This is a genomic window from Thermoleophilum album, from assembly GCF_900108055.1.
In the GTDB taxonomy this organism is placed as follows: domain Bacteria; phylum Actinomycetota; class Thermoleophilia; order Solirubrobacterales; family Thermoleophilaceae; genus Thermoleophilum; species Thermoleophilum album.
On the sequence record NZ_FNWJ01000001.1, the window covers coordinates 1,176,208 to 1,190,276 of the forward strand.

General features: G+C 67.6%; 15 protein-coding genes. 5 read left to right on the top strand and 10 right to left on the bottom strand.

All coding sequences use genetic code 11. The features are described 5' to 3' along the window. Nucleotides 1–722: 722 nt before the first annotated feature. The 4 genes from BLW41_RS05750 to BLW41_RS05765 form a co-directional block, all read right to left on the bottom strand. Nucleotides 723–1,046: a hypothetical protein gene (locus BLW41_RS05750; RefSeq protein WP_093117027.1), complete on the bottom strand. Its 324-nt coding sequence runs from the start codon at nucleotides 1,044–1,046 to the stop codon at nucleotides 723–725. A gap of 82 nt (nucleotides 1,047–1,128) precedes the next feature. After that, nucleotides 1,129–1,473 (bottom strand): hypothetical protein, encoded by a 345-nt coding sequence (locus BLW41_RS05755; protein ID WP_143038613.1) that lies wholly within the window; start codon nucleotides 1,471–1,473, stop codon nucleotides 1,129–1,131. Beyond that, entirely contained in the window at nucleotides 1,454–2,695 is a 1,242-nt protein-coding gene (locus tag BLW41_RS05760; RefSeq protein WP_093117031.1) for a LamG-like jellyroll fold domain-containing protein, read from the bottom strand. The genes BLW41_RS05755 and BLW41_RS05760 overlap by 20 nt, the downstream gene beginning before the upstream one ends. 12 nt (nucleotides 2,696–2,707) lie before the next feature. Continuing rightward, on the bottom strand, nucleotides 2,708–3,952 hold the full coding sequence (locus BLW41_RS05765) for a LamG domain-containing protein (RefSeq protein ID WP_342741418.1): 1,245 nt from the start codon (nucleotides 3,950–3,952) through the stop codon (nucleotides 2,708–2,710). 207 nt (nucleotides 3,953–4,159) lie between these two features. On the opposite strand from BLW41_RS05765, the gene BLW41_RS05770 reads away from it, so the two are divergent. After that, nucleotides 4,160–5,053: a thermonuclease family protein gene (locus BLW41_RS05770; RefSeq protein ID WP_093117035.1), complete on the top strand. Its 894-nt coding sequence runs from the start codon at nucleotides 4,160–4,162 to the stop codon at nucleotides 5,051–5,053. A 28-nt stretch (nucleotides 5,054–5,081) separates the two neighbouring features. Here BLW41_RS05770 and BLW41_RS05775 read toward each other — a convergent pair whose 3' ends face one another. The 3 genes from BLW41_RS05775 to BLW41_RS05785 form a co-directional block, all read right to left on the bottom strand. Next, nucleotides 5,082–6,131: an NAD-dependent epimerase/dehydratase family protein gene (locus BLW41_RS05775; protein WP_093117037.1), complete on the bottom strand. Its 1,050-nt coding sequence runs from the start codon at nucleotides 6,129–6,131 to the stop codon at nucleotides 5,082–5,084. 236 nt (nucleotides 6,132–6,367) lie between these two features. Beyond that, entirely contained in the window at nucleotides 6,368–7,141 is a 774-nt protein-coding gene (locus BLW41_RS05780) for an HAD family hydrolase (protein WP_093117039.1), read from the bottom strand. Next, nucleotides 7,138–7,539 (bottom strand): FxsA family protein, encoded by a 402-nt coding sequence (locus tag BLW41_RS05785; protein WP_093117041.1) that lies wholly within the window; start codon nucleotides 7,537–7,539, stop codon nucleotides 7,138–7,140. The genes BLW41_RS05780 and BLW41_RS05785 overlap by 4 nt, the downstream gene beginning before the upstream one ends. Before the next feature lie 29 nt (nucleotides 7,540–7,568). Here BLW41_RS05785 and BLW41_RS05790 point away from each other — a divergent pair, with 29 nt between their 5' ends. Next, complete coding sequence (locus BLW41_RS05790; protein ID WP_218138277.1) at nucleotides 7,569–7,925, top strand: metal-sulfur cluster assembly factor; 357 nt, start codon at nucleotides 7,569–7,571, stop codon at nucleotides 7,923–7,925. Between the two features lie 46 nt (nucleotides 7,926–7,971). Here BLW41_RS05790 and BLW41_RS05795 read toward each other — a convergent pair whose 3' ends face one another. Beyond that, nucleotides 7,972–8,460 carry a beta-class carbonic anhydrase gene (locus tag BLW41_RS05795; protein WP_093117043.1) on the bottom strand — a complete coding sequence of 163 codons (489 nt, stop codon included), beginning with the start codon at nucleotides 8,458–8,460 and terminating at the stop codon, nucleotides 7,972–7,974. Between the two features lie 97 nt (nucleotides 8,461–8,557). On the opposite strand from BLW41_RS05795, the gene BLW41_RS05800 reads away from it, so the two are divergent. Then, a complete protein-coding gene (locus tag BLW41_RS05800) occupies nucleotides 8,558–9,379 on the top strand; it encodes a lipoate--protein ligase family protein (protein WP_093117045.1) in 822 nt (273 codons plus the stop codon). Nucleotides 9,380–9,398: 19 nt separating this feature from the next. Here the strand turns inward: BLW41_RS05800 and BLW41_RS05805 are convergent, their stop codons facing one another. Both BLW41_RS05805 and BLW41_RS05810 read right to left on the bottom strand, forming a co-directional pair. After that, the gene (locus BLW41_RS05805; RefSeq protein ID WP_143038615.1) at nucleotides 9,399–11,048 is read right to left on the bottom strand and encodes a hypothetical protein; all 1,650 of its coding nucleotides are present in this window, start codon (nucleotides 11,046–11,048) and stop codon (nucleotides 9,399–9,401) included. 160 nt (nucleotides 11,049–11,208) lie between these two features. Further along, nucleotides 11,209–12,696, bottom strand: a complete 1,488-nt coding sequence (locus tag BLW41_RS05810; protein WP_218138278.1) for a WS/DGAT/MGAT family O-acyltransferase — start codon at nucleotides 12,694–12,696, stop codon at nucleotides 11,209–11,211. A 189-nt stretch (nucleotides 12,697–12,885) separates the two neighbouring features. Between BLW41_RS05810 and BLW41_RS11430 the strand changes: the two genes are divergently transcribed. Both BLW41_RS11430 and BLW41_RS05815 read left to right on the top strand, forming a co-directional pair. After that, entirely contained in the window at nucleotides 12,886–12,978 is a 93-nt protein-coding gene (locus BLW41_RS11430) for an NAD-dependent epimerase/dehydratase family protein (RefSeq protein WP_342741413.1), read from the top strand. A gap of 10 nt (nucleotides 12,979–12,988) precedes the next feature. Beyond that, a complete protein-coding gene (locus BLW41_RS05815; protein ID WP_245689028.1) occupies nucleotides 12,989–13,993 on the top strand; it encodes a 4-hydroxy-3-methylbut-2-enyl diphosphate reductase in 1,005 nt (334 codons plus the stop codon). Nucleotides 13,994–14,069: the final 76 nt, after the last annotated feature.

Sequence of the window (14,069 nt, forward strand, 5' to 3'; positions counted from 1 at the left end):
TGCGCGGGTCGGGAAGGCCCGGTATGCGATCAGGCCCATAGTAGGACGCGTGCGATGATTCGGCAACGTAGACGACGGGCCTGTCCTCGATTTTTCCGAGAGCGGACCCGAGGCAGCTTCGATCTGCTTCGTGTTGCGGATAGACGGCCTCGGTCGGGGGAAGTTCCTAGTCGAGATGAAGTCTGGGCGAGGTGTCGGCGGCAAAAGTGAAAGCGAGTAAAGGCTGTGAAGGCGTAAACGTGAAGCAGGTAATCGAGCGGCTTCGGAGCGGTGTTGTACCGATCGCTCCGCTCCAAGGGCGCGACCGTCCGTAGGGACGGGTGTTTAGTGCTGCCGTTGTCCAGTAGGAGAAGCGTATCCTACCGGAGCGTTACGGCTCCATGATGCACGCCATTTTTAGGCTCGTGATGCTTCGGAGTCGCGGGGAACAGCAAGAAGTCAGTAAGGCACACCATGTATGGGAAGCCGTGTGCGTTTCGGCGCGACCGCGCTCCTTCTAATCGTACTGAGCGCTTTTTGTCCCGGGCTCCCAGCTGGCGGCCCAACGTGTCACGGGTGCTCGCCAGCAAGGAATGTTGTCCTACTCAAGATATTCCCTAGTCAAGACATTCATGGCGTCTGGTCGGACCACTAGAGCGTCGGGAGAGTGCAGGGGGCACGGCGGCGCAGTAACGAGGCGGAAAATGCCGCAAATCGTTCCGAGTCACGCCTTGTTTCTATAGTCAAAACATGTGATGCACGACGATCGGTCCGAAGCTGGCGCTCAATGTGCTGATGCCCAGGCCAAAAAGAGCGGGTTGTAGGCGGAGCTCGCGAAGGGTTAGCCAAGCGCCGGAGAGTGAAATCGCAAGTGGGATGCCCAGAATGGGCAGCGGAAAGTCCCCCAGCCACGCCTTGCCAAGGACCAAAATGCTAAAGATGCCGAGTTTGTTTTCGACATCGTCAACGAAGGATATATCACGGTGTTCTTCGACGTGAATTAGGCCATACGCCCAGAAGATGAGAAAATGGAAGAGCAACGACGCGAATACGGTGAAGAAAGCCACCGCTACAGGCTGCGGCACTGTACGAGGCTCCTGTGGCTCGCAGCGACGTCGAGCGGTGTTTGCGCGTTCTGGGCGTCCCATGTCAGTAGATGAAGGGGACGACTAGAAAGTGTGCAACGAGTAGCACCAAGGACATGCTGAGCCCCACGATGAGCAACATCATGCGCTTTCTAATGAGTGCATGCGCACCAGCAACCACTTGGGTGCCGAAGGCGATGATCACCAAAACGAGGTAGGCACCGCGTTCGTACGCTTTGCAGACCGGATACCACGAGGCCAGGTGGGAAGTGTCGGATGTGCACCCGAGTGCGGTCAAGAAGAGAGCAATCCAGACGAGTCCGGCGCAGAGGAGCGTTGTCAGGAGAGCGGCGACGAAGAGCGTCAAGGAGACACCGCAAGTAGTGCTGTCAGCACGATCGGAGGCCATTCGCCCAGCTGGAGGGGGCTCTCCACTTGGCAACCTGGAAGGCCGGACCTTGTGGACTGTCTGATTCGATAGATGGCACCTGCGCCTTCGAATCACCCCACCGCCCCGGCCATTGGAGCCAGCGGGGTAGCTTTTCGTCTTGGATGCGCACGAGTTCGGCTGTGTCGAGGGTGCCGCCGCGCCCGTCGGCGTGTTCGGCAGTGCGCGGGTCGGGAAGGCCCGGTATGCGATCAGGCCCATAGTAGGACGCGTGCGATGATTCGGCAACGTAGACGACGGGCCTGTCCTCGACCTTTTCGACCGCGTCCCAGGGGCAGCGTTGGCCCGTGTTGTGTTGGGCGTAGGCGGTCTCGACGGGGCGGAGATTGCGATCGAGGTGGATCTGGACCATCTCCCAGTCGCTTTCGTGAGCGCCGATCGAGCCGCCAGTGTTACTTGGGTTGAAGTAGTAGAAGAACCAATACTGGAGCCATACGGTGCCGTCGTCGGTGTGGGCGACGCGTGCGTAGACCTTACGGCCATACCTTTGGCGGTCCTCCATCGCGTCGGAGTCGTTGGCGTAGACATTGTCCGACGCGTTGCCGCGGGCGGAGAGAAACTCCGTGTCGAGCGCGGGGGTGCCGGCGCGGACCGAGGGGTTCGACGGGGCGACGGGGTAGGTGGGCCCGAGATAGTCGAGCGTCAGATGGTCGAGCGGGTTAGAGCCGGGTATGTTGGCGAGATCTGGGTTCGCTGCAGCGAAAGGCGCGGGATCGCCACCGCCATCGGAAGCAGTCGATCCGTTCAGGCTATTGCTCGTCTCGAGTCCCCAACCAGGAATATAAAAGTCGGTCATCGCTGCGGCGGACAGGACGTGGAACTTTTCGCCGCTATCGTACTTGAGGATCCGCTTGTAGCGCTCCAACGCGTCCTGATAGCCGGTGAGCGAGCTTGTAAGAGCCCGCGTGTAGAAAGCGAACTCGTCGAGAGCCAGCGGGCCACCGCGCGGGAGCTCGAGTTGGCTGTTGACTTCGCCTACGGAGAAGTAGTTGCCGCGCAGCAGCGACGTCGACGACGTCTCGCGTGTCACGCCGGTGTCGGCGCCATCCACGAAGGCGCGCCAGCGGCCGCTGCCGGTGAGGTCGCGCACTACGAGCACGTGGTGCCAGCGACCGTCATCGAGGTCTTTGCCCCCTAGGGATTGCCAGGTGCCGTTCGGGAAGCCGTCGTAGTCGGCGCGCACCTCGAGCTTGCCCTAGTTCAGGCGCAAGCCGACCATGCCAACACAGCCGGAGCAGGTCGGCATCGCGAAGAAGGCTTGAGTGGCTGGGGTATCGGGCGTCGTCTTGATCCAGGTCTCGATCGATATGTCTTGCAAATCGGCAGGTAGGGGGAATCGTGGCCCGCGAGTAGTCGAGACGTGTCCCCCACCGTCGAATTGAATACCTGTGTCGTTTCGACCGAGGGGAAAAGACGGACCACGCACTGCGCGCGCCGGTGTGAAGATCTGTCCGGCCGATTCTTGCGTCGTGCGTTCAAAGCTCTGGCATGGATAGCAGGTTGCGCGGCTAGTCGGCTCGACGTGGTGCTCGTCGAACGGGAACCAAATGTAGGGGGCGTCATCTGCGACACCGTCACGGTACACAGATGGCGGTCCCATGGGTGAGGTAAGCGGGTCGACCCGGGCAGCTTCGTAATGAGCGTAGATCTCGTCGGCACTGAGGGCTCGCGTGTAGTAGGCAACCTCGTCCAGCGCCCCGTCGAGGACTGTGCAATTACAGCTGTCGGAAACGCCCTCGTTCCCTTGACCCTCCTCGTCGGACGCAGTTCCCAGTCGGAAGAACCCCGAGGGGGTGTAAACGGCTCCGAGCGTACCGATCTGCTTTTCGGCGAGCTTCGTACCGTTGAGGTACAACGACATTGTGTCGCCGTCGTAGGTAGCAACGAGGTAATACCAAGTCCCTGCTTCGATCGGCATGGTTGTCTGTAGGCGATGAGCAGTCTGGTAGTGACGGTTATCAGGTAGGCAATCGGGCTGACCGTGACAGTCGTAGCCGTCGTAGATTGTGAACGTCCAACCGTTCGCACCGATGGAGGGGCCGGGGGTCTGGTCGTGCACCCACGACCCCTCACGCCCACGCGCGGCTGCAGTACCCGCCCAACCAAGCTGCCAGGACCCGCCCACGCCCGCTACCGGCAACACGAACCCGCAGTTATTCGGGGCGGGGACTGGGTCACCGCACGGAAGGTCCCTTCCGTACGAGCGGTTGGGACGTACCCAAGCCTCGATGGTGAAAGGGCCGCGGTCGCCTAGCCTCGAGAGCGCCGCGTAGTCCCCGCTTCTAGAGGGGGCTATCAGATAGCTGGAGTCGATCTGCAGAAACGGGTTTACCTCGTTCTGGAGCGGGAGGAGCCGGTCGCGCTCACGGGGATCGCTTGGCGATTTTGGCGTTACCGCCCCGGCGCGCGCGGCTGCGAGCGGCACGTTATGGCCGGTCACGTCAGAAAACGCCGGTTCGCTCGGCGAGTCGTACTGACACAGCCGCCAGTAGGCGTACGGCCGGGACCTCAAGACCGCCTTTGGGTACGGCGCATCGCTCGGCTCGCCGCAGGCGGTTCGGGACAATTGCGAGCGTGGGCCAGTATCGCCAAGGGAGTTCTCGGCGAAGGTTGAGGCGAGTGTGGCCGGCTGGATGAGTGTGGCGGGATGGATAGGAGATTGAGGGTGCTGCCGCGCGCGCAGTCAGCGACACGGACGCTGCCGGGCATCGTTGCCCTCGCCGCCCTCGCCGCGGCGCTCGCCAGCGGCTGCGCAAGTCCCGCCGACGAGGCGGGGCGTGGGCGTGCGGGGGCGCGCGCGGGCGACCACGCCCGCAGCGCCGTGACGGCCGAGAAGGCGCGCGTCCAGGCGCGCAGGGCAGGGCGCACGCACGAAGCGCGTGCGGCAGGCAACGGGACAATCCCGCGCGGGGCGCGCGCCGACGTAGTCGCCTACGTCGTCGACGGCGACACCGTCGCGCTCGCACGCCTCGGCCGTGCGCGCCTGATCGGCATCGACACACCCGAGGTCTACGGTCAAGTCGAGTGCTACGGGCGCCAAGCAAGCGCCTTCACCAAACGGCTGTTGGCTCCCGGGACTCGCGTTTACGTTCAGCTCGGGACCGAGCCGCGCGACCGCTACGGCCGCGCGCTCGTCTACCTATGGCGCCGCGACGGCCTGTTCGTCAACCGCGAACTCGCTCTGCGCGGCTACGCCCAGCAGCTCACGATCCCGCCCAACGTCGAGTACGCCGACCTCTTCCGGCGCGCGGTCGCCGCGGCGCGCGCCGCCGGGCGGGGACTTTGGGGGCGGGCCTGCGCTGGCGGCAGCGCGGCGCCGACCGTGCGCAGACCGTCGTTCGCGCGGCGGTCGCGTGGCTACCGCGCCGCCGGCGGCACCCTCGGCGGGCGCGCATCCGTGGGCGACAAAGACTGCTCGGACTTCCGCACCCAAGCCGCCGCCCAGGCCTACTTCGACGCTCATGGTGGCAGCCCGACCAACAACGTCGACCGCCTCGACGGTGCCGACCACGACGGGCGCGTCTGCGAAACCTTGCCGTGAGCTCGCTGCCGCCGCCTGTGCCGGCCGCCTAAGCGCCGACGAGCCCGCGCTCGCGCAACCACGCCTCAGTGCGGCGCATGCCCTCGGCGAGGTCGACGCGCGGCGCGTACCCGAGCACCCGCCGTGCCTCGTCGATCGAATAGCTGCCGTAGCGCAGGAAGTAGTCGACGGCGGCTGGTGACAGCTCGCTATCGAGCCCCTTGAGTCGATCGAACGTGCCCGCGACCGCCGTCAGCGCGCGCACCAGCCACGTCGGTCCGCCAAGCGGCCCGCGCACCCCGAGCATGCGGCAGTAGTGGGCGAAGAAGACGCGCGTCGGCACCGCCATGCCGTCGGTGATCGTGAACACCCGCCCGGCGGCGCGCGGCTCGGCCGTGGCGAGCACGATCCCGTCGACGAGGTTGTCGACATACACCGGCGAAAACAGCCCGCGACCCCACGCCGGCAGCATGAAACGGCGCCGTCGGATGAGCTCGACCGGCAGCACCGTCCAGGGGCGCGATCCCGGCCCCCAAACGTCACCCGGTCGGATGACCGTGCACACCACCTCGCCCGCCGCGTGCGCCTGCAGAGCTACCTGCTCCGACGCGATCTTCGTATCGACGTACAAGTGGCCGTCCGGTCGCACCGGCTGGTGCTCGCAAACGCCGTCGGGAAACTCGCGGTCCGAGAAAGCCCGCACCGAGGAAAGGTGCACGAGGCGTGCACCGCGTCCGGCCACGGCATCGATCACGCGCCGCAAGGCCAGCACGTTGTCGCGCCAAAACTGCGTGCGCGAGCCAAGGTTCGAAACCCGCGCTGCGCAGTGGATTACGAGCTCGCAGTCGGCGATTGCGTCCTGCCACGGTCCAGGGAGGGCGAGATCGCCAGCGATCACCCCCGCCTCGCGCCTTCCGCGTTTGTCGATGCCGACGACCTCGGCACCGGCTGCCTCGAGTCGCTGGCGCAAGGCCCGACCGATGAACCCGCAAGCGCCGGTAATCGCGACCCGGCGCCCTTGCCAGGTAGCGGCGGCCGCGGCGACCCGTGCCGCCACGCCCGGCAACTGGTTGCGCGCGCTCGGAGCTCGATCGGTCATCGGTGACGGATTCTCCCAGCAGCGACTAGCCGCGCGCTAGCACCGTCCCGTCCGCCGCAAATTGCGAAAAACTCGTTGCGATCGCTACTTGATTTTGCGTCCGCGCGCTGCTTCACTAAGCAGCAGAGGCGCGGACGTCGCCGCCCTAAACCAAAAGAGCGGGCCACTGGGGCGAGAGGCCCGACGCGCAGCCGCCTAGCGGTGGCGCGCACCCCGGGGCGCGAGTCCGCGCCTCCCTACGTTTTGCGGGAGGCTTGCGCTTGTTCGTGCGTGCTGGGCGCTTGCCCCTGCTCGTGCGTGCTGGGCGCTTGCTCGCTCGGCGCTCGGGAGTTGCGGGGCGCTTTGCGCGGCGCTTGCGTGACGCCGAACAGCGCGGCCAACTCCGCTAGGGCCTGTTCGCTCGAGCGAAAGTGCACCGTTGCCAAGCCAAGCTCGGCCGCGGCCTGGCAGTTGATCTCGACGTCGTCGACGAACACCGCCTCGCTCGCTTCGACACCGAGCTGCGCCAGCGTCAACTCGTAGATCGCGCGCTCGGGCTTGCGTGAGCCGACGCGCGAGGAGTCGACGATCACCTGGAACAACTCTGCGACTGCTGGTACCACCGCCCGCCACCGCTGCTCCCACTCGCGCACGTTGTTGGTCAGGAGCGCCGTGCGTACGCTGCGACGGCGCAGCTCTGCGACGAACTCGACCATCTCCAGGTTGGGCTCGAGATGCGCGAAGTAGAGCTCGCGCAGGCGGACGTAGTCGAAGCGACCGTCCAGCTCGGCCTCAAGCAGCTGGGCGAACTCGCGCTCCGTGAGTTCGCCGCGCTCCAGGCGGTAGACGGGGTTTTCGCCGATGCGAGCGGCCACTCGGGCGATCGCTTCCCCGAGCTCTGCCAGCGGTAGCCCGGATTCGCGCTCGTAGGCGCGGAAGCCGCGGTCGAGTGGGGTGGTCAACACGCCACCAAAATCGGAGATCAACGCGGACGGCAGCGTCCGCTCGGCGCTCCGATTCCCGTCGCTCATAACTCCCGCTGGCGCACGACTACCCGCTCGACGAACAGCCGCCGCCGCAACCAACGCACCGCCAAGCGCCTAATGAGCGCCCGCGTGGGTGGCAGTAGCAACAGCAGGCCAACCACGTCAGTGATGAACCCGGGGGTGATCAAGAAGGCGCCGCCGAAGATCACCATCACCCCCTCCTGCACCTCCCGGTGCGGTACCCGGCCCTCCGCGAGCGCGGCGCGAAAACGCCGCCAAACCGACCGTCCCTGGCTGCGCAAGAGGATCGCGCCGAGCAGCGAGTCGCCCGCTAGAAGCGCAATCGTCGGGACTACCCCGAGCCAGTCGCCGACACGCAAGATCACGTAGAGCTCGGCGAGCGGCAGCGCGATGAAGAGGCCAGCGAGCCAAAGCAGTGGCATCGCCAGCCGACCCTACTAGCATCGATCACGTGGACGATCGCCAGCTGGAGCATGCTGAGCCGCGAGAGGCGGCGCGCGACGAACAAGGGCCGCCGACAGTCGAAGAGGTCCGCGAAGCGCTGACAAACGTGATCGATCCCGAACTGGGGCTCGACTTCGTCGAGCTCGGGTTGATCTACGACATCCAGGTGGAGGGAGGCGAGGTCTATGTCACCTACACCCTCACCTCGCCCGGCTGCCCGATCGGTCCCCACATCGCCGACCAGATCGAAGAGTTCGTGAGCGAACTGCCGGGCGTCGAGCGGGTTTACCCGAAGCTCACCTTCGATCCGCCCTGGACGCCCGACATGATGAGCGAGGACGCGAAGTTCGCGCTCGGCTACTGAGGCGCCGTCGCGCCGCCCGCAGCGCGCTAGAGGACGCAGCAGAGCGCTAGACGACGCGCCGCAGCAACCCGCTCTCGAGTTCCAAAACGAAGCCCGCGATCGCGTCGCGGTGCAGCAGGAAGGGGCTGCGGCGTAGCCGCTCGACGCCTTGTCGCACCTCCTGCTCGAGGTCGCTGAAGCCTTCCGCTGACCACGCTGGCCGCACGCCCGTCTCCCGCTCGAGCTCCGACCGAAACTCGTCGTCGGAGAGCCCGATCATCCCGCACCCGGTGTGCTGGACGACCATCACCTCGCGGGTCCCCAGCTTGCGCTGGGAGACCGCCACCGATCTGATCACGTCGTCCGTAACGACGCCGCCGGCGTTGCGGATCACGTGCGCATCGCCCGGTTCCAACCCGAGCAGCCGGTGGACGTCGATGCGTGCGTCCATGCAGGTGACCACCGCCAGTTTGCGCCGCGGCGGCGGCGGGATCTCGCCCAACCCGCTGACACCGGCGGCGCGGTTGCGTTCCACTGCCTGATCGATCTCGCTCATCGGGCGGTCATTCAAGCGAAGTGGCGTCCGCCGCGGCGGCGTCGACGTGTCCGACCCGCGTGTCCGACTCCGGCCTCGCCGCGGCGATACTCGCTGCATGCACGAGCACGCACTGCTCGTTCGCGCCTCGCTGGCTGATCCCGTGCTCGACTTCGCGTTGTCGCACGCTCTGCTCGAGGCGGTAGCGGCCGGTGAGCTCCCCGCGGTCGTGCGTGTCGCACGCGCACCGCGCGCGCTCGCCCTCTCCAAGCTCGACCTGCACGCTCCCCGCGCCGAAGCGGCCGCCCGGATCGCCGTTGCGGCGGGGTTCAGGCCGGTAGTGCGGCTCGCCGGGGGCCGCGCCACGGCGCTCTCCGAGGGCGTCGTGGAGCTCGCCGTCGCCGTGCCCGACCCTGATCCGAGGCGGCGATTGCACGCCCGCTTCGCCGAGCACGCCGAGCTGATCGCCGCTGCTCTGCGCAGTCTCGGTGTCGACGCGGTGCGCCGAGAGCTCGCCGGCGAATGGTGCCCGGGCGCTTACAGCGTCGCGGCCGGCCAGCGCGTCAAACTCGCGGGCCTCGGGCAACGGATTGTGTCGGGTGCGGCGTATGTCGGGGCCGTGATCGTGGCGGAAGGCGCCGCTGCGCTGCGCGACCTGCTGGTCCCCGTTTATCGCGTGCTCGGCTTGCCGTTCGACCCCGCGACCGTTGGCAGCGTCGCCGACGAACTGGGCAGCGGCGAGGAGACGGCACCGGCCGTGGCCGCCGCCCTCGTCGCCGCGTACGGCCAGCGCTGGTCGCTGAGCGAGGCGGAGTTGGATGGCACGCTGCTGGCGCGCGCCCGCGAGCTCGCCGAGCAGCACTTGCCGCCCTGGGAGCGCGGCCGCGGGGAGCTCCCGAGTGAGGCTGCTCGAACGGAGGTCCTCGGCGAGCCCTACTGAATTGACGTCTACTAGAGCCTCAGAGCTTGCGTGCGCGCACCCGCAGCGTGAACGCGCGGCGCTCGCCCGATGCCTCGACCACCGCGAGCCGCACGGTCAGCGGCGCGCGCCGGCCGCGCGCGACCGCTCCGGCGAGCGCGCGGCTTGCGCGCAGCCCGGCCCAACGCACCTCGATCGTCCGGCCCGGGCGTGTGATCCGTAGCTCGAGCTTGCGTCCTCGCAGGACGAGCGCCCGCCGGCCGAGGCGGCGGCCGTCCACGCGCACGATCGGCCGCGAGCCGCGCAGCGGCGCGACTTCACGAGGCAGCGCCAGCGTTGCCCGACCGAGCGGGCGCGAGGCGCTGACCCTCAGCGTCAGCACGGCGCGCCCCAGGCGACTGACTGCTAGGCCCTCGACGATCCGGTAGCGGGTGCGAGCCACTGGCGCACCGGCGCCGGCCGGGCAGCCGTCGACAGCGAACGGCGTTGCAACTGTCACGTCGACACCGGTGAAGGCTGCGAACGTAGCCTGGGCGTCGCGCCGCGTGCGTGGCGTGCAAAGGTCGCTGACCGCCTGCAAAAGACCGCGCGGCCCGCCGTCGACGGTCAGGTCGAAGCGGGAGAGTGGTAGGTCGGGCAGTCCCTCGAAGACGTTGGTGACCGCTCCGCCGAGGCGGGTGCGTCCGAGGATCGCCCCGCCGAACAGGCGGAAGCCGAGCGCCGGTAGCTCACCCGGCCGCTGCACGATGTACACCGGCAGTTCGAGCGGCTGCTCGAGCAGTGGGCTCGCCAGCCGCGCGCGCCCCACGCGGGTGTCGGCAGGGCATGCGTCGGCGGCGAACTGATCCGGTTGGCAAAGCTTTTGGAGCGAGCCCAGATCGACCCCCAAGGCCAGTGGCAGGGTGACGGTCGTGGCCGCTACCGCAGCGTCGCTGGGGTCGCTGATCACGCTTGCCGTGACGGGAACATGGCTGCGCAGCTTGGTGGCTCCCGGTGCGCCCATTACGCCACTCAGGCGGGGGCGGAACGGCAGTCGCTCACAGCCGCTCGGTGTGAACGCGGTCGCGCGACTGGTCGTGACCTGCGGCTCGTCCCAAGACCGCACAGCCACCGCGATCTCCGCACGCCGGCAGGCCGTCGGCATGCGCAGGAACGGCTTCCCAGCGACCTGGCCGGTCAGGTTCAACTGAATCCGTTGAATGCGGATCGGCAAGCCGCCGGCAGTGCGCTCGAGCCCCGACATCGAGTTCTCGATCACGAACCCCCGGTCGCCGCGCAGCCGCACCGCCACTTGGTAGCGCTGCGGGCTCGCCAGCGGCGGGCGCACGACGACACCGAGACGAGCCGGCTCACCCGCCGGGGGAACCAGGTTGTAGACGTCGCCGCTTGCTGTCACCTGCGGTCCGAGTGGCGCCTCGATCTGCGCGACCACGCTGGTCGTGCCGACGCGGCTGGCCGCTGGGCAAGCGTCGGCGTTGAAGGCGTCGATCGGGCAGCGCTGGGCTGCCAAGGGGTTTGCGACGAGACCCTGAGGAAGAGTGATGACGAGGTCTTTCGGGTCGTCGCTGGCGGGGTTCGACGAGAGATCGATGGTCAGCCCGAAGTCGGGGGCACCACCCGCCTGCAAGGAGCTAAAGGTCGCGCCAACCGCGGTTACATCGACGCGGGCGAGGACCGGTGCTGCCCCCATCGCGGAGACCAACGGGCAAACGGCGAGGAGCGAGCAAAGAACGCGAAATCGCAACTTCGAACCTACCAACGATCGGCCTCCCGCCTCTGCTCCGAAATAAGCGACACCGCCACCGCGGCCTTTCCCTGCCGCGACTCGGGTGCCGCACCTCATTTGCAATCTACCGTGAGCGGGCAGATCGCGCACGCGTTCTGTGGCGCATGCTGACCGCGCCGTTGCCGCCCCGCTCCGCCCCAGCGCGCGCCCGCGCGCTGCGCTCGCGGGCGCGCGCGGCGCTGACGAGCTCCTCGATGCTCGCCTCGAGGTCGTCCGCGAGCAGCTCGAGATCGAACATCGCATCCCAGTCGCCGAGCAAGCCGAAGCGCAGGTGACCGTTGTAGCTCATCACCGCCACTGCGAGTGCATGGTTCTCGGGTAGGAAAGCGACGGGGATGCAGGCAAGCATCTCGCGACCAAGCAGGTAAAGCGGTACCTGCGGGCCGGGCACGTTCGTAACGATCAGGTTGAAGAGGCGTGTCGAGAAGTTCAGGCGTGAGGCGAGGGCCAGCAGAGTCGGCGGAGCGAAGCGCTCGAGCGAGGCGATCACCCCGGCGCCGAGCGCCTGCTTCGACTGCTTGAGGTGCGCCATCGCCTCGCTGACGACGCGCATCCGCTCGACCGGTTCCCATGCGTACACGGGCAGCGGTCCGCGCATCGCGACGATGCGGTTGCCGAGCGTCCCGTGCTCGTCCTCACCGCGCACCGAAACCGGCACCAGCGCCCGCAGCTCGAGCCCCTCGGTGGCAACGCCACGGCGCCGAAGCCAACGGCCGAGGGCGCCGCTCACGGCGGCTAACACGACGTCGTTGACGGTACCGCCGAACTGCCGCTTGACGAGACGGAAGTCGTCGAGCGTGGCTTCCACCCAAACGATCCGCCGGTGCGGGCCGATGCGGACGTTGAGCGGCGTGTCGGGGGCGGGGTTGAGGGTCGCCCAGGCCACCTCCCCGACGCCCTCTAGAGCGTCACGAAGGCGCCGCACGCTCTCGCTCGGACGCTGCAGCGATCGCAGCGCGCCGCCCGCCAACTCGATCGGCGTGCGCAGCGCCCCGGCGACCGTCTCGCCGACGAGATCGAGCGGACCGATCCGCTTGGGGTCGAGCGGCGGAGCCGGCCGACGGGGGCGTGCCGGCAGCGGGTCGCTGTCGAACAGCACGGTCGCGATGTCGACGCCCGACACTCCGTCGATGACCGAGTGGTGCGTCTTCGAGACGAGCGCGAAACGACCGCCCGCCAGCCCCTCCACAAGCCACGCTTCCCAAAGCGGCCTGCTGCGGTCCAAGCGTTGCGAAAAGATGCGCCCCACCAACAGCCTCAGCTGTTCCTCCGAGCCGGGTGGCGGCAGCGCTGTATGGCGAACGTGGTAGCGGATGTTGAAGTCCGGATCGTCGGCCCAGAACGGTCGCCCGAGTCCCAGCGGTGGCGCGACCAGCCGCTGCCGGTAACGCGGCAGCGAGCGCATGCGGTCGAGGATGTGCGCGACCAAGTCTTCGTAGTCGGGCGCCGGACCTTCGAAGATCAGCACGCCGCCGATGTGCATGTGCGACGCGCGCCGCTCCTGGTGCAAGAAAGAAGCGTCGATCGGTGACAGGCGCACAGGGGTGGTCACGACAATTCTCGAAGGTAGCGGCTTGCGCGCCGCGAGTCTCCGCTGGGCACCGGCGACTGCGCCGCCACGCACCATCGATTTCGCACCATCGATTTCGCCTACCGTGCAGGGCGAGCGCCGGCGCCGGGCAACCTGCGCGGCTCGGATCGCGTACGTAACTTGATGAGCCAGAGCGGAGGGGGAAGCGAGATGCGGGCGCTGGTTACGGGAGCCACTGGTTTCGTCGGCTCCCGGCTCGTGCGCGAGCAGTTGCCGCGTCAGCGAACGGTGGCTGCCCCCTAGACTCCGCAAGGTGGCCAGCGGCGAGTCGCATGTAGTCGCACCAGTGCGTCCCGAGCGCGTCTTGCTGGCGTCGCCGCGCGGCTACTGCGCCGGCGTCGACCGCGCGGTCGAGACCGTCGAGCGCGCACTCGAGCTGTACGGGCCACCGGTCTACGTGCGCAAGGAGATCGTGCACAACAAGCACGTCGTAGAGACCTTGCGCAAGCGCGGGGCGGTGTTCGTCGACGACGAGAACGAGGTGCCGGAGGGGGAGGTCGTCGTCTTCTCGGCTCACGGCGTGGCGCCGTCGGTTCAGGAGAACGCACGCCGGCGACGCCTGCGCACGATCGACGCGACCTGTCCGCTCGTCACCAAGGTGCACGTGGAGGCGCGCAAGTTCGCCGCCGAGGGCTACACGATCGTGTTGATCGGGCACGAAGGCCATGAAGAGGTCGAGGGCACGATGGGGGAGGCTCCCGACCACATCGTGCTCGTCGAGACCGAGGAGGACGTCGACGCGCTCGAGGTCGAGGACCCGGAGCGCGTCGCTTATCTCACCCAGACGACGCTCTCGGTCGACGAGACGAAACGCATCATCCAGCGCCTGCGTGAGCGCTTTCCGAACGTCGTCGGGCCGAAGTCCGACGACATCTGTTACGCGACGACCAACCGCCAAATGGCGGTGCGCGAGCTCGCGCGACAGTGCGATCTGGTGCTCGTGATCGGTTCGCGCAACTCCTCGAACTCGAATCGCCTGGTCGAGGTCGCGCGCGCCCACGGCGCCGAGGCGCACCTGATCGACAACGAGAGCCAGGTCCGCGAGGAGTGGCTGGAGGGCAAGCGTGTGGTGGGGATAACGTCCGGCGCCAGCGCCCCTGAAGAGCTTGTGCAGCGGCTGGTCGCGTGGTTCCGCGCGCGCGGTGTCGATCAGGTCGAGGAGCTCCGCACCGTCGAGGAGAACGTCCGTTTCATGCTGCCGCGCGAGATTCGCAAGGCGCTCGCAGAGCGCGAGCTGCCGCTCGCACCCACCAGCTGACACGCTTGCGGGGTGTCGGCGACGCCTGCGGCGTGTCGGCGCCGGTAGCGGGGGTGAGGGCGCCGGTTGCGGAGTG

Bases quoted from the DNA above. Each gene is read 5' to 3' on its own strand.
- BLW41_RS05755 (WP_143038613.1), bottom strand. From the start codon at position 1,473: ATGGCCTCCGATCGTGCTGACAGCACTACTTGCGGTGTCTCCTTGACG.
- BLW41_RS05770 (WP_093117035.1), top strand. From the start codon at position 4,160: ATGGATAGGAGATTGAGGGTGCTGCCGCGCGCGCAGTCAGCGACACGG.
- BLW41_RS05775 (WP_093117037.1), bottom strand. From the start codon at position 6,131: ATGACCGATCGAGCTCCGAGCGCGCGCAACCAGTTGCCGGGCGTGGCG.
- BLW41_RS05780 (WP_093117039.1), bottom strand. From the start codon at position 7,141: ATGAGCGACGGGAATCGGAGCGCCGAGCGGACGCTGCCGTCCGCGTTG.
- BLW41_RS05785 (WP_093117041.1), bottom strand. From the start codon at position 7,539: ATGCCACTGCTTTGGCTCGCTGGCCTCTTCATCGCGCTGCCGCTCGCC.
- BLW41_RS05795 (WP_093117043.1), bottom strand. From the start codon at position 8,460: ATGAGCGAGATCGATCAGGCAGTGGAACGCAACCGCGCCGCCGGTGTC.
- BLW41_RS05800 (WP_093117045.1), top strand. From the start codon at position 8,558: ATGCACGAGCACGCACTGCTCGTTCGCGCCTCGCTGGCTGATCCCGTG.
- BLW41_RS05805 (WP_143038615.1), bottom strand. From the start codon at position 11,048: ATGGGGGCAGCACCGGTCCTCGCCCGCGTCGATGTAACCGCGGTTGGC.
- BLW41_RS11430 (WP_342741413.1), top strand. From the start codon at position 12,886: ATGCGGGCGCTGGTTACGGGAGCCACTGGTTTCGTCGGCTCCCGGCTC.